The sequence below is a fragment of the Amycolatopsis sp. NPDC004169 genome, from assembly GCF_040610315.1.
Classification (GTDB): Bacteria; Actinomycetota; Actinomycetes; order Mycobacteriales; family Pseudonocardiaceae; genus Amycolatopsis.
Map to the genome: position 1 here is coordinate 68,068 of NZ_JBEXMD010000047.1, position 13,763 is coordinate 81,830.

The 13,763-nt window shown below is 72.6% G+C and carries 11 protein-coding genes; 5 read left to right on the plus strand and 6 right to left on the minus strand.

The window, feature by feature from the left end; all coding sequences use genetic code 11:
* Window positions 1-55 precede the first annotated feature (55 nt).
* From ABZX11_RS40675 to ABZX11_RS40695, 5 genes are all read left to right on the plus strand, one after another.
* Window positions 56-1,357 carry a sugar ABC transporter substrate-binding protein gene (locus ABZX11_RS40675; protein WP_176169901.1) on the plus strand — a complete coding sequence of 434 codons (1,302 nt, stop codon included), beginning with the start codon at window positions 56-58 and terminating at the stop codon, window positions 1,355-1,357.
* Entirely contained in the window at window positions 1,354-2,340 is a 987-nt protein-coding gene (locus tag ABZX11_RS40680; protein WP_176169900.1) for a sugar ABC transporter permease, read from the plus strand. Before ABZX11_RS40675 ends, ABZX11_RS40680 begins: the two co-directional genes overlap by 4 nt.
* Complete coding sequence (locus ABZX11_RS40685) at window positions 2,337-3,167, plus strand: carbohydrate ABC transporter permease (protein ID WP_176169899.1); 831 nt, start codon at window positions 2,337-2,339, stop codon at window positions 3,165-3,167. Before ABZX11_RS40680 ends, ABZX11_RS40685 begins: the two co-directional genes overlap by 4 nt.
* Before the next feature lie 4 nt (window positions 3,168-3,171).
* Window positions 3,172-4,611, plus strand: a complete 1,440-nt coding sequence (locus ABZX11_RS40690) for a glycoside hydrolase family 3 N-terminal domain-containing protein (RefSeq protein WP_354923718.1) — start codon at window positions 3,172-3,174, stop codon at window positions 4,609-4,611.
* A 111-nt stretch (window positions 4,612-4,722) separates the two neighbouring features.
* Window positions 4,723-5,481, plus strand: coding sequence for a hypothetical protein (locus ABZX11_RS40695; protein WP_176169897.1), 759 nt, complete (start codon window positions 4,723-4,725; stop codon window positions 5,479-5,481).
* 75 nt (window positions 5,482-5,556) lie between these two features.
* On the opposite strand, the gene ABZX11_RS40700 is transcribed toward ABZX11_RS40695, so the two are convergent.
* The 6 genes from ABZX11_RS40700 to ABZX11_RS40725 form a co-directional block, all read right to left on the minus strand.
* Complete coding sequence (locus ABZX11_RS40700; RefSeq protein WP_354923720.1) at window positions 5,557-7,011, minus strand: hypothetical protein; 1,455 nt, start codon at window positions 7,009-7,011, stop codon at window positions 5,557-5,559.
* Between the two features lie 16 nt (window positions 7,012-7,027).
* Window positions 7,028-8,491: a PKD domain-containing protein gene (locus ABZX11_RS40705; RefSeq protein WP_354923722.1), complete on the minus strand. Its 1,464-nt coding sequence runs from the start codon at window positions 8,489-8,491 to the stop codon at window positions 7,028-7,030.
* A 156-nt stretch (window positions 8,492-8,647) separates the two neighbouring features.
* Window positions 8,648-9,697: a DUF2235 domain-containing protein gene (locus ABZX11_RS40710; RefSeq protein ID WP_354923724.1), complete on the minus strand. Its 1,050-nt coding sequence runs from the start codon at window positions 9,695-9,697 to the stop codon at window positions 8,648-8,650.
* A gap of 50 nt (window positions 9,698-9,747) precedes the next feature.
* Window positions 9,748-10,236 carry a GNAT family N-acetyltransferase gene (locus tag ABZX11_RS40715; protein ID WP_354923726.1) on the minus strand — a complete coding sequence of 163 codons (489 nt, stop codon included), beginning with the start codon at window positions 10,234-10,236 and terminating at the stop codon, window positions 9,748-9,750.
* A complete protein-coding gene (locus ABZX11_RS40720; protein ID WP_354923728.1) occupies window positions 10,229-11,461 on the minus strand; it encodes an MFS transporter in 1,233 nt (410 codons plus the stop codon). The genes ABZX11_RS40715 and ABZX11_RS40720 overlap by 8 nt, the downstream gene beginning before the upstream one ends.
* A 9-nt stretch (window positions 11,462-11,470) precedes the next feature.
* The gene (locus ABZX11_RS40725; protein WP_176169891.1) at window positions 11,471-13,651 is read right to left on the minus strand and encodes a YcaO-like family protein; all 2,181 of its coding nucleotides are present in this window, start codon (window positions 13,649-13,651) and stop codon (window positions 11,471-11,473) included.
* Window positions 13,652-13,763 lie beyond the last annotated feature (112 nt).

Below are 13,763 nucleotides of genomic sequence, written 5' to 3' on the forward strand. Positions count from 1 at the left end.
TACACCATTTGGGGCGCCCGGCCGCGGTGGCCGGGCATGGAAAGGACGGCATCGAGTGAAACGCTGGCTCAAGCTGGCGGCGGGCGCCGCCGCACTCACGCTCGCTACGGCGGGCTGCGCGGGCTCCGGCGGCTCGGACACCGCGGCCTCGTCCAGCGGCAACGCACCGCTGAGCGGGACCGTCACGGTCTGGCTGATGACCGGCTCCGCGCCGGAGACGCTGACCACCGCGCTCAACAAGGAGTTCGAGGCCGCGCACCCCGGGGTCAAGGTCAAGTACGAAGTCCAGCAGTGGGACGGCATCCAGCAGAAGCTGACCACCGCGCTGGCCAGCGGCGCGCCGCCGGACGTGATCGAGATCGGCAACACGCAGACCGCCGCGTTCGCCTCGCAGGACGGCGTCCTGACCGACCTGACCGCCGACAAGGACAGCTTCAACGGCGCTCAGTGGCTGAAGGGCCTCGCCGACTCGGGCACCTACGACGGCAAGGTCTACGGCGTCCCGTTCTACGCGGCCAACCGCGAGGTCATCTACCGCAAGGACCTGTTCGAGCAGGCCGGCATCACCAAGACGCCGACCTCGAACGACGAGTGGATCGACGCGATCGGCAAGCTGAAGACCAAGTTCGGCTCCGACCCCGACTTCCAGGCGCTCTACCTGCCGGGTCAGAACTGGTACTCGCTGCTGTCGTTCATCTGGGACAACGGCGGTGACATCGCCAAGGCGGACGGCAAGAACTACAAGGCGACCCTGGACACCCCCGAGGCCAAGGCCGGCCTGGAGTTCTACAAGAAGCTCGTCGACACCTCCGGCACCAAGGCGCCCAAGGACGCCGACGAGGCCAAGCCGCAGCAGGCGACCGTCTACGGCGCCGGCAAGGTGGCCATGATGATCGGCCTCCCGTGGGAGCTGGCGACCGCGGCCAAGACCGACGCGAGCCTGACCGCGAAGACCGGTGCCTTCGCCATCCCGAGCAAGACCGCCGGCCAGAGCGCCCCGGTCTTCCTGGGCGGCTCCAACCTGGCGATCCCGGCCAACAGCAAGAACGTGGCCGCCGCCAAGGAGTACATCAAGCTGCTCTCCAGCCCGAAGTACCAGGGCCAGCTCGCCGCCGCCGGCGTCGTGCCCGGCACGTCGACCGACCTGACCGGCCTGGACAAGGACCCGCTGGGCAGCGTGATGGCCAAGGCCTCCACCAACGGCAAGGCCGTGCCGGCCAGCCCGAAGTGGGGTGACGTGGAGTCCGGCCAGAACCCGGTCAAGGACATGCTGACCGCGTACCTGACCGGCAAGAAGACGCTCGACCAGGCGACCGCCGACGCCAACGCAGCGCTGAACAAGCTCATCGGCGGATGACCGCGACCGCGAATGTGACGATGCCGGCGGGGGCCACCCCGCCGGCATCGCCGCGCGACACCCGGGTGAAGAGGCGCAGGCGGGGCCGGTTCGGCGACCGGGTCCTCCCGTACCTGCTGCTGCTCCCGGCGTTGGCGGCCATCCTGGTGCTGCTCGCGTGGCCGCTGGTCCAGGTGCTGGCGATCAGCTTCCGCAAGCTCGACATCGGCCAGCTCGTCTCCGGCAAGACGATCTGGATCGGGTTCGACAACTACACGAACACCCTCGCCGACCCGGAGTTCTGGACGATCACCGTCCGGACCCTGGTCTTCACCGCCGCCATCGTGGCCGCCACCATCCTCGGCGGGCTGCTGCTGGCGGTGCTCATGCGCCACCTCGACCCGGTCGTGCGGATCATCGTGCAGGTGACGCTGGTGCTCGCCTGGGCGACGCCGGTGATCGCCACCACCACGGTGTTCCAGTGGATCTTCGACCAGCAGTACGGCATCCTCAACAAGACGCTGGACCGGCTGGGCTTCCACTCCTTCATCGGCTTCTCGTGGTTCTCCAGCGGGCCCAGCACGCTCACCGTGATCGGGCTGCTCATCGTGTGGCAGGCCGTGCCGTTCGTGACGTTCTCGCTCTACGCGGGCATCATCGGCGTCCCGCGGGAGCAGTACGAGGCCGCCGGCATCGACGGCGCCAGCGCGTGGCAGACGTTCCGCGCGGTCACCTGGCCCGCCATCCGGCCGATCACCACGATGGTGACGTTCCTGTCGGTGCTGTGGGACTTCAACGCCTTCGCCCAGATCTGGGCGATCCGCGAGGGCGGGCCCGACGGCGGGAGCACCACGCTGGCCGTCGTCCTGTACCTCAAGGGCATCGCGGGCAACCACTTCGGCGCGGCGGGCGCGATCGCGACGCTGATGCTGATCGTGCTGGCGCTCATCACCGGCCGGTACATCCAGCTGCTCGTCCGGACCCCGGAAGGTGATCTCAAGTGAGGAAATCGCTGCCGCAGCGGATCGCGCTGTCGGTCGTCGGCGTCCTGGTGGCGCTGGCCATCGTCTTCCCGACCTACTGGATGTTCGTCACGTCGCTGCGGTCGCCCGGCCAGATCCTCTCGCCGAAGTACGACCTGATCCCGACGTCGTTCTCGTTCGGCAACTTCGCCACCGCGCTGGGCAAGGACAACTTCCCGACCTACCTGATGAACAGCCTGATCGTCACGGTCGGCTCGGTGCTGTGCGCGCTGGTCGCCGGGACACTGGCGGCGATCCCGCTGTCCCGGCTGCGGTTCACCGGGCGGCGGGGCTTCCTGGTGCTGGTCATGGTGGCGCAGCTGGCGCCGGTGTCGGCGCTGTTCATCCCGCTGTTCCTGCTGATGCGGGACGCCGGGCTGCTCAACACGCTGCCGTCGCTGCTGCTGATCTACTTCGCCACCACGCTGCCGTTCACCGTCTGGATGCTCTACGGCTTCGTCAACGGGATCCCGTACGAGCTGGAGGAAGCCGCGATGATCGACGGCTGCAGCCAGACCGGCGCGTTCCGCCGGGTGACGCTGCCGCTGCTCGGTCCGGGGCTGGTCACCACCTCGGTGTTCAGCTTCATCACCGCGTGGAACGAGTACCTGTTCGCGCTGGTCTTCATCCAGGACAAGCCGAAGGAGACGCTGCCGGTGTGGCTGGCGTCGTTCCGCACCGCGTTCGCCACCGACTGGGGCGGCGTGATGGCCGCGTCGGTGATCTACGCGATCCCGGCGCTGATCTTCTTCCTGCTCGTGCAACGCAAGCTGGTGTCCGGCGCGACCGCCGGTGCCGTGAAGGGGTAGGTCGTTGACTTCACCGGAGAAGCTCGCCGAAGCCTTCCTCCTGCCCGGGTTCGCCGGGACCACCGCCCCGGACTGGCTGCGCCGCCGGATCGCCGGCGGCCTGGGCGGGGTGGTGCTGTTCGGCCGCAACGTCGTCGACGACGAGCAGGTCGCCGCCCTCACCGCCCAGCTGCGCGGTGAGCGGGACGGCGTGGTGGTCGGGATCGACGAGGAGGGTGGCGACGTCACCCGCCTGGACGTCGGCACCGGGTCGTTCGTGCCGGGGCCGCTGGCCCTCGGCGCGGCCGACGACCCGGAGCTGACCACGGCCGTGGCCGCCGCGCTCGGCGAACGGCTGGCGGCCTGCGGTGTCACGCTCGACCTGGCGCCCTGCGCGGACCTGACCCTGGCGGCCGAGGACCCGATCATCGGCGTCCGGGCGTTCGGGTCCGACCCGGCGAAGGCGTCACCGCATGTGGCGGCGTACGTGACGGGGTTGCAGAAGTACGGCGTCGCGGCGTGCGCCAAGCACTTCCCGGGGCACGGCGCGGCGACCGAGGACTCGCACGTGGCCCTGCCGGTGCTGCCGCGGACGGTCGAGGAGCTCCGGGAGATCGAGCTGGTCCCGTTCGCCGCGGCCATCCGGGCCGGGGTGCGCTCGGTGATGTCCGGTCACCTGGTCGTCCGGGCCTGGGGCGACGAACCGGCCACGCTCAACCGGACCGCGCTCACCGACGTCCTGCGCGGCGAGCTCGGTTTCACCGGTGCGGTCATCACCGACGCGCTGGAGATGGGCGCGGTCTCGGGCGCGTACGGCAAGCACGACGGCCTCGGCCGGTCGGCCGTGCGGGCGCTGGCCGCGGGCGCGGACGCGCTCTGCCTCGGCGGGGCGGCGTTCGAAGCCGAGCACCTGGACGCCTGCGTCTCGGCCATCGTGGCCGCGGTCGCGGCGGGGGAGCTGCCCCTGGAGCGGCTGGCGGAGGCCGCGGAGCGGACGGCGGCACTGGGCACCGACCCGGCGCCGGCCGCGGTGGGGCCGGTGGACCGGCGGCTCGGCCTGGAGGCGGCCCGCAAGGCCCTCCGGATCCAGGGTGAGCCACGGCTGGACGGGCCGCCGCTGGTAGTCGACGTCCAGACCGAGCCGACCATCGCGGCCGGCCCGATGCCGTGGGGCCTCGGCGCGCACCTGACCGAGCTGGTGCCGGGAACCCGGGCGCTCACCGTGACCCCCGACGACGCCGATGCCGTGCTGGCCGCGGCACCGGGGTTCCGCAGCGTCGTCGTCGTGACCCGCGAGGCGCACCGGCACCCGCCGGTGCAGGCACTGCTGGCCGCCCTGGCGGAGCTGGACTTCATCCGCGTGGAGACCGGGGTGCCCGGCCCCGGCGGGGACACCGGCCCGCGGATCGACACGTTCAGCGGCTCGTGGGTCAGCCTGCGCGCGGCGGCGGAATACCTGGCCTGACCGGGTTTTCGTCCGCTTTGCCGCATCTCCACGAGCGGCGTCGGCGTTTGTACGGGGCTTGTACCGGCGGTCCCCATGCTGTCCTCACACCGAAAACTGGAGGACAGAAGCATGAACATGGGCATCGTGAAGCGGATGGCGGGGGTCGCCGGTATCGCCGCGGCGATCGTGGTCGCCGGGGCGGGCCCGGCCTTCGCGGCATCGGGGACCGTGCACACCGACTCGGGTGCGCCGCTGACCGTGCGGTCCAGCCCGAGCGCGAGCGCGGGCGCGGTCGGCAGCATCGCCGACGGCACCGCGGTGACCATCTCCTGCCAGACCAACGGATCCACGGTCGACGGCAAGTACGGCACCTCGGACATCTGGGACAAGGTGGGCGACGGCTACGTCAGTGACGCCTACGTCTACACCGGCTCCGACGGCCGGGTCGCGCCGGACTGCGCCGGCTCGACGCTGACCTGCTCCACCGCGGGCACCGGCGACCCGAACACCTGCGCCGAGGCGGTCACGAAGGCGAAGTCCCGCATCCACACAAACGACCTCGACTCCTACGAGGGCTGGTGCGACCGGATCAACGCGCAGAACTACGGCTGGACCGCTTCGGGCTCGGAGACGGCCTACATCCACTGGACCCAGATCCCGTCGTCGTTCAAGCACCCGGGCGACTACCAGGTCCCGGCCGGTGGCCTGGCGTTCTTCAAGAGCAGCGGGGCCGGCCACACGATGATCTCCATCGGCGGCGGCAAGTTCCTGTCGAACGACATCAACGGCTACGGCAGCTACACCGAGACGACGATCGCGCAGATCAAGAGCAAGTGGGGCCAGACCTACCTCGGCTGGTCGCAGCCGTGGTTCAAGGTCAACCACTGACCCGCTGACCGCGCGCACGGGCCCCTGTCCACCTCCCTCGGACAGGGGCCCGCTCGCGTCGTGGCACCACGGACGTCAGGACATCGCGATCGCCGTCCGCGCCCGGACCACCGTCGAGGCGGACCGGACGTTGTCCTCGGGCCGGGCGTCTTCGGTGTAGGACGGGTCGAAGCCCGCGGACACCTTGAACGTCGTCTTGCCCGCCGCCGCGTCGGCCGCGGTGTAGGTGTAGGCGAAGGGGAAGAGCACCTTGCCGCCGGCGGGCACCCACTGCTTGAGCTGCCCGACTTCCTGGTAGTAGCCCTGCTCGGTCAGCTTGGACAGGGAGACCACGACGGTCTCGTCGTGGCGGGTGTTCGTGATCGACACCTTGATCGGCTTGGTTTCGTCCACCCGGGCCTTGGCCGGCACCACGAAGTCCGAGACCGCCACGTCGTGCGTTTCGACCTTCAGGGTGGCGAAGCCGGATCCGGTCCGGCCGTCCGCGGTCGCCCCGGTGACCTCGACGCGGTACTCGCCGTCGGCGGCGTACCGGTGCACGATGGGCGCACCGGTGATGGGGGCGGACCCGCCGTCGCCGAAACGCACTTCGCCGCTGACGAAGTCCCGGCCCAGGCTGTCGCCGGAGTAGGGAACCAGCGTGACGTCGGTGTACACCGTGGGGTTGTTCGGGTACGGCGTCACGAACGGCCGGAGAGGCGGCGCCGTGTCGAGCCGGAGCTGGAACACCGACGCGGCCTCGGCGTCGTCGGCGACCCGGATCCGGTAGGACTGCCCGGCTTCCGCGGTGAACACGGCGGCCCGGCGGTCACCGGAAGCCACGCAGTCCACTTCGGACAGCGTGCCCGGCGTCGTGCCCCGGTACACCGTGATGCCCGGGCCCCAGTCGTACATCGCCAGCGCGCTCACCGACCGCGTGCGGTCGGGCGTGAACGCGAACCAGACGGACCGGTCCGCGCCCGGGTCGCAGCTCGGCCGCGCTTCGCCGGGTTCGGCCGAGGCGACGGTGAGGTCACCGGCGTAGTCGCCGGGCACGGAAACCGGTGCGGCCGCGGCGAATCCGTCGTTCTGCGCCGGCGGCACGGTGGTGAACCCGGCGGTCAGGTCGCCCTGGTTGTACTGCTGGGCGAACATGACGTGGTAGGTCGTCCCGGCGGTGGCGCGGAAGGTCACGTAGCCGGGGGTGTCCCAGGCACGGCAGGCGACCGGGGACAGTGCCCCGCGCTCACCGGTGTAGACCGCGACGAACGGCCGTGCCCCGGTGCCGGCCGGCGTCACCCGGACGAGGGCGTCCGCCGTCGCGGTGTAGTCGTACCAGACGCTCCACGTCGTGTAGGTCTGGCACGGCGTCGGGTCGTCGGCCGCCCTCGTCGCCTCCCGGACGTCCTGGGACGCGGTGAACGGCAGGGCGGTGACGGCGGTGGCGGAGCCGAAGTCGTCGTTGGACGGGGCGGCCGCGTGGGCCACCCCGGGCGCCACCAGCGTGGCCGTGACGGCCGCGAGGCAGGCGAGCAACGGGCGGAGTTTCATGTGGTCCCCCTGGAAGTCAGACGGCGGCGATGCGCGTGGCGGGCGGCTTGACGGTCGTGGCGACGGAGATCGCCTCGTTGTCGCCCGGGCGGGCATCGGTCACCGGGTACGCCAGCTGGACCTCGGCGCGGAAGGCGACCTTCCCGTCGAGCGCGTCGTCCGGGGTGAAGGTGTAGGCGAACGGGAACCGGACCTTGCCGGTGGCCCGCGCGGGCACCTGCAGGGTCAGCCGGCCGACCTCGGCCCAGTAGTCCGTGGACCGCTTGGACAGCACGACGGTCACCGTCTCGGCGTACCGCGTGTTCGTGACGTCCACGTTGATCGGCTTGCTTTCCCCCTGCCGCGCCGCGGACGGGACGGTGAACTTCGAGATCCCGACGTCGTGCGTGGTCACCGTGACCGGCCGGGTCACCGTCGCGGTGCGCCCGTCGGGCGCGGTCGCGTGCAGCGTGGCGGTGTAGCCGCCGTCGGCGGCGTACCGGTGGTAGACGGTCTCGGTGCCCACCGGGGCCGACGTCCCGTCGCCGAAGTCCCACGTCCCGCCCAGCGGCAGGTCGGCGGACTCCCACGACGACGCCGAGAAGCCGACGTTGTCGAACACGGTGGCGGGCGACGGGTACACGGACACGTCCGGCTCGAGCGGCGGCGCCTCCTGGAGGGTGAACTGGAAGGTCCCGTAGCCGTGGTGCGCCCCGGTGACCCGGATGGCGTAGACCGTTCCGGGGTTCGTGGGGAACGTGGCGGGGCGCGAGGAGTTGTTCCGCGCGCACGCGACCTGGGTCAGCTCCGCCGGCGACGCTCCGGTGTAGACGGTGACGGCGGCGTCGGTGCCCGCGACTCGGGCGGTGAGCCACTGTGCCGGGCCGGAGGCCGGGTAGGTGTACCAGACCGACGGCTGCCCCTCGTCGTCCACACAGGTCGAGTCGGGCTCGCCGGACTCGGCCGCGGCCACCGAAAGGTCCGGCCGTCCGGTGAACGGCAGGGCGGTCACCGGCTCGGCGTTCGCGTAGGTGTCGTTGGGCGCCGGGGCGACCGCGGCGAGCGAGAACGAGAGCGCGCCGCCGGGCGTGTCGATCCCGGCGACCAGGAACGAGTAGGTGGTCCCCGCCGTCGCGCGGAACGTGATCACCGGCCCGGTTCCGTAGTCACAGGCGTCGGCGACGCTCTGGAGGCCGCCGCGTGCCCCGGTGTTCGCGGACAGGAGCGTCCGGTGGTCGCTGCCCGCCGTCGTGGCGCGCAGCAGGCCGTCCTGCGTCGCGGTGTAGCTGAACCAGACCGAGCCGGCCGCGGCGTACCCGCTGCACCAGCCGGGGTCGTCGGCCGCCGTGGTCGCCGCGCCGCTGTCCTCCTGCGCCGTGAAGGGCAGGGACGTGACGACGGCGGCGTTGTCGAAGTCGTCGTTGGCCGGTGGCGCCGCCGCCTGTGCGACGCCGGGCACCACGGTGGCCAGCGCCGCCGCCAGCAGCGTGACCACGGCCATCCGGCCACGGGATCGTAACGGGAACAACACGAAAACCGCCCCCCTCGCGGGTCTTCGCCCCCATGACGAAGATCCCCGCGAGGCGTATCGGCGGCACCTTGATCCGCGTGACACGCTCGGCGCAAGTTACGCCGAATGACGTAATGGCCCCCGATGTCACACCTTCAGGATCCGGTGCTCCGGGTCCGCCAGGTAGGCGAGCAGGTTCCCGGGCCGGTACGGCGGCCGCATCTGCTCACCGCGGAGCACCACGCACGACCCCGCGCACTCCGTCGCCGGGTCCACCCGGCCGATCACCCGGTTCGCCGAGCCGAACCACCGGAAGAAGGCGTTGAGCGAATTGTGCAGTTCGCCGAGTTCGTCGCGCGCGGCCAGGTAGCCGAAGGCGTCGTCAGCGAAGGCGAGCCCGCACCGCTCGGCGCGGTCGGCCATCCACCGGAGGGCGAGGTTCGACAGCGCCGGCTGCCGGTAGCCACCGCCGACGTCGGAATGGGCGCCCGCGAACCAGACCTGCTCGCGGACCTGGCCCTTCGCCGCCTTCGACGGCTGCCACACGGCCGGGCTGAACGACTTGCGGTGCTCGTCCACCGCCAGCGCCTGGAACGCCGCCTGCACGATCGAGGTCAGCTCCATGTCGTGGAACTGCCAGCGCTTGTTCAGCAGGTGGATCAGCCGGCCGCCGCTGAGCGGGATGCCCAGCGCGCCGACGGTGTCCCAGACCCCGACGAACCGGATCGGCGTCCGGTCTTCGCGGGCGTACTTCGCGCGGAACTCGCGGGCCCGCGCGCTGTCCGGCCCGGAGGTCTCCCGGTCGCGGTCGCGGTAGAGCCGGTAGGCCTCGTCGAGCCGGCCGAGCTCGGCGGGGCGCAGGACGCCGCAGTTGCGGATGAAGCCCACGGTGCTGCGCGCGGTGTAGGCACCGCGGCTGAAGCCGAAGAAGAACAGCTCGTCGCCGGGTTCGTAGTTCTCGGCGACGAAGCGGTAGGCGTGCTGCACGTTCGCCGAGAGCCCCACCCCGAACGCGCCGCCGAGGAGCCGGTCCCACAGCTTCCCGGTGCCGACGCCTTCGTGGTAGTACACCCGCTGTTCGGTGCCGGCCGGGTCCGTGGGCGCGACCACCTTCTGGAGCTGGCCCACGTTGGTCGGGGCCGGCTGGCGCAGGGAGTTCCAGGTCCCGTCGCAGCAGATCACGAGACGTTTCGGCATGCTTCCTCCCCGGTCCGGACGCTCGTGAGTCGCCGGTACCCGGGGCCGCGTTACGGCAGGGGAGCACCCCGGAGGGGCAGCACCAGCAGCTCGGAGCGGCCGGGGGCGAGCGAGCCGACCGGTCGCCAGCCCCAGCGGCGGTACATCGCGTGCGCCGGGGCGGCCGTCGACGCGGCCAGTGCCGCATACGGCTCCGGCCGCGGCTCCAGCAGCCGGTCGAGCAGGTCCCGGCCGTGGCCGCGGCCGCGCGACGCCGGCCGGACCGCCAGTTCGTACACGTAGAACACCGGGTGCCCGGCCAGCCACGGCGGGGCGGCCGCGGTGGCTCGCGGGTGCCACCAGCCCGCCTCGCGGCCGACGCCGTAGGCGAACCCCGCCACGGTCTCTCCACTCTGGACGGTGGTGACCGCGAAGCCGGGGAGCAGGGCGTGCCGTGCCACGGTTTCGCGGAACTCCGCCGCCTCGGCTTCGCCCTCGCCGTACGGCGGTTCGCGGTAGACGTCGAGGTAGAGGTCACTGAGCTCGGCCCAGTCAGGCATGCGCGGTCTCCCGGGTCGCGGCCGGCTCCGGAACCGCCTTCAGTCCCGCGAGGACGACCACCGCCAGGATGCAGCACCCGGCCAGCACCAGCCAGGGCAGCTGCGGGCCGGCGGCCAGCAGCGCGGTGAACGTCACCGGGGCGACCACCCGCGCCACGCCGAACAGCAGCTCCTCCAGCCCGAGGTACCGGCCGCGCAGGTGCGGCGGGGCCAGCGCGACGGTGAGCGCGCTGCTGGTCGGCGCCTGCAGCAGCTCGGCCGCGGTGAACACGGCGGTGGCCACGGTCAGCACGGCGAAGACCGGCAGCGGCGCGGCGAGCGGCCCGGCGGCGAACAGCAGGAAGGCGACCGCCCACACCACGGCCGCGACCTGCAGCGTCCTGGCCTTGGCGAGGCGCTCCACCCGCCGGGCCACGACGGTCTGCGCGAGCACCACGAGGACCGTGTTGAGAGCGAACAGCACCCCGGGCTGCCACGCGGGCAGCCGCAGCGTGTCGAGCACGTAGGCACTCAGCAGGACCGTCAGCGCCAGGTCGCACAGGGCGAAGACGAACACCGTCACGAGCACGCGGCGGAACGCGCGGTCGGCGAGCACCGCCCGGTAACCCCGGCGGCGCACGGCTTCGCGTGCGGCGGCCGGCGGGCCGGCCCGCCCGCCTCGCCACGCGGCGACCAGCGTCGCCGCGACGAGGAAGCTGACCGCGTTCAGCACGACGATCGCGGTGTAGCCGCCGGCGAGGACGAGCGCGCTGCCCGCCAGCCCGCCGAGGCCGATGCCGACGTTGCGCAGCGTCCGTTCCATCGCGTACCACCGCGCGCGCTGCCCGTCGTCGGCCACCTGCGCGACCAGCGCGCCCGAGGCCGGCCAGAACAGCCCCTCGCCCCAGAACGTCAGCGCGGCGAGCACCACCAGCTGCCACAGCGACCCGGCGAAGACGTAGCCGGTGAAGGTCGCCACCCGCAGCAGGTTGGCGGCGACCACGATCCGGCGCGGGCCGAAGCGGTCCACCAGCGGCCCGGCCAGCGGCCCCGCCGGCAGCGAGAGCAGGGCCGCGAGCGACAGCGCGGCCCCGACCGCGGGCAGCGGGATGTCCTTGGCCGCGTGGAAGTACACGACGGCGAACGGCAGGAACAGGCCGGTGCCGAGCGCGTCGACACCCTGCGCGGCGATCAGCGGCAGGCGGCCCCGGGTCCGGGGCAGCCCGAGCAGTTCGGTGACGGCCATCCGGGCTCCTCAGGCGTGGGGGAGCGGGAAGACGTTCAGCCGCTCCTCGGGCAGCGGCTCCGACCGCCAGCCGAGGTCGACCGCGGCGCGGCGGATCCGGCCGTCACCCCAGTACGGCAGCCCGGCCGGGAAGTTCGACACCAGCCCCGGCACGAGCGTGTGCGCGGCGTGGAACCCGGCGGCCTCGACGTCCCGGGTGGTGAGGTCGACGCTGATCACCTCGAACCCGCGCGCCTCGACGCGCTCCTGGTAGGCCTTCAGCCGCCGCTCGCCGAGCGACGGGAGGCCCTCCCAGGCCCGCACCGGCAGGTCGCGCACCCACGGCGCCACCCGGGCCGCGGCCCGCGGGTCGAGGTAGACCTGCTGCTGGCACAGCAGGTCCACGACGTCGGCGAAGTCTTCGCGGTAGGAGTCGAGGTAGCGCCGGTCGGCGCGGTAGGGCTTCAGGTTGCCCAGGTGCGGCAGGTCGGCCTGCATCCCGGCCAGCTCGCGCTCGTCGTCGAGGGCGAGGCAGGTGTGCTGCAGGGTGAACCCTTCGGCGAGGGCCTTCTTGGCCGCCTCGAACGCGTCGGGCCGGGTCGCGAACCCGATCGACAGCCAGCGCCGGGTGCGGTCGAACACGGCGGCGGCGACGACCGGGACGTCGAACTCGTTGTCGAGGGGCACGAGGGTGACGTCGTAGGTGTCGGCGGTGTCGGCGACCAGCGCCCGGATCTCCGCCGGCACGGGCAGCCGGCGCAGCCGCGGGGTGTTGGCCCACCAGAGCATGGTCGTGTCGCGTTCCAGCACCTCTTCGAGGCCGGAGGTGACGGCGTGCTCGAGGCTGGTGCCGCCGGCGAGCCCGGCGATCAGCGGGTCGGTGAACCGGGCGCCGCCGGGTTCGGCTTCGGTCGAGACGAGGCAGGCCGGCACCCAGACCGGCTCCTTCGTCGTGTGCGAAAAGCCCTCCACCCACGCGCATTCGGTGTCGGTGGCCAGCGGCGCGAACGGGAAGCCCGCGCTCCGGTACTGGCGTGGCGAGTACAGGTTCAGGCGGCGCGGGTCGAGCGCCGGGACGCCGTCGCGGCGCAGCCGGTCGTAACTGCCGTGCCGGATCACCCGGTCCGGCGCGAGCCAGCTGCCGCAGTAGCGTTCCACGGCCTCGCCGATCGCGGAGTCGCGGGCGAGTTCGAAGTCGTGCCACGACGTGCCGAACGCCTGGCGGTCGTTGGGCCAGTCGACCACCCGCCGCATGTCGGCGACGTCGACCGCGCACACCTTCAGCCGGGCGGGCATGCCCGGCGCGGCGGGCAGTTCGTGGACCGCGGTGACGATCCCGGTGCGGTCGTCGACCAGCAGGTCGGGCCGCGGCCCGTGCGCGACCACCGGCCGCGGCCGGTCGGGCACCGGCAGCACGGGCCGGGGGAGCGCGGTGAGCCGGACGGGATCGAGCTCGAGCTCCCCGGTCGTCGTCTCGGCGGGCGTGCCGGCGACCCAGCGCTCGAGCTGGACGGCGAGCGCGGTGAGCAGCCAGCGGGTCTCCCCGGGCCGGAACCGCGGGCCGGGCGGGGCGTCCGCCGCGGCGAAGGCGTCGAGCACGCGCGGGTCGAGCGCGGCGGAGCGGCGGCGGGCCAGCACGTCGGCGAAGTCGGGGCCGGTGCCGGGGGTGACCGCGGGCCCGGCGATCCCCTGGCCGCGTTCACAGCGGAAGGGCAGGAACCGCACCCCGCGGTCGGCGCAGAACGCATCCAGCGCGGTGAGTTCGGCATAGGCCGGGTGGGCGAACGCGGCGACGACGACGGTGTCCGCCGGATCGACCGGGAACGGGTGGCCGGGCCCGGTGAGCGGGGCCACCCGGGCGTAACCGGACGGCGCGAGCAGCTCCGCGAGCGGGGCCGTCAGCTCGGCGGCGCCGGTCAGCAGCACGGTGGTCGCGGCGAGGCGCCGGGCACCGGCCTGCTCGTCCTGGCCCGGGCGCAGGCAGCCGTCCTCTTCGAGGACGTCGAGCACCTCGGCGTAGTCGGGGTTCATCCCGGCCAGCAGTTCCCGGCGGGTGCGGGTGCCGTCGCACCGGCCGAGCCACGCCCGGAACTCGTGCACCGGGGCGGTGATGGAGAACTGGCCGCCGTTCGGCGTGATGAGCAGGCACAGCCCGGGTTCGAGGTCGTGGACCTCGATGCCGGTCAGCTGCGGGCGGACGTCGTCAGGCATGGCGAACCCCTCGGTCGGAAAACGGGCCGGACACGGCCGTGCCGCGGCCCCGGAGCGGCCCGTTCTGCGCAGATCACGGGAGTTTCAGACGCGTGCGGGCCAATGGTGGTCG

What these genes read in the sequence shown, in the direction of transcription:
- ABZX11_RS40725 (WP_176169891.1), bottom strand. Translation starts at nt 13,651, where the DNA reads ATGCCTGACGACGTCCGCCCGCAGCTGACCGGCATCGAGGTCCACGAC.
- ABZX11_RS40705 (WP_354923722.1), bottom strand. Translation starts at nt 8,491, where the DNA reads ATGGCCGTGGTCACGCTGCTGGCGGCGGCGCTGGCCACCGTGGTGCCC.
- ABZX11_RS40720 (WP_354923728.1), bottom strand. Translation starts at nt 11,461, where the DNA reads ATGGCCGTCACCGAACTGCTCGGGCTGCCCCGGACCCGGGGCCGCCTG.
- ABZX11_RS40700 (WP_354923720.1), bottom strand. Translation starts at nt 7,011, where the DNA reads ATGAAACTCCGCCCGTTGCTCGCCTGCCTCGCGGCCGTCACGGCCACG.
- ABZX11_RS40680 (WP_176169900.1), top strand. Translation starts at nt 1,354, where the DNA reads ATGACCGCGACCGCGAATGTGACGATGCCGGCGGGGGCCACCCCGCCG.
- ABZX11_RS40695 (WP_176169897.1), top strand. Translation starts at nt 4,723, where the DNA reads ATGAACATGGGCATCGTGAAGCGGATGGCGGGGGTCGCCGGTATCGCC.
- ABZX11_RS40710 (WP_354923724.1), bottom strand. Translation starts at nt 9,697, where the DNA reads ATGCCGAAACGTCTCGTGATCTGCTGCGACGGGACCTGGAACTCCCTG.
- ABZX11_RS40715 (WP_354923726.1), bottom strand. Translation starts at nt 10,236, where the DNA reads ATGCCTGACTGGGCCGAGCTCAGTGACCTCTACCTCGACGTCTACCGC.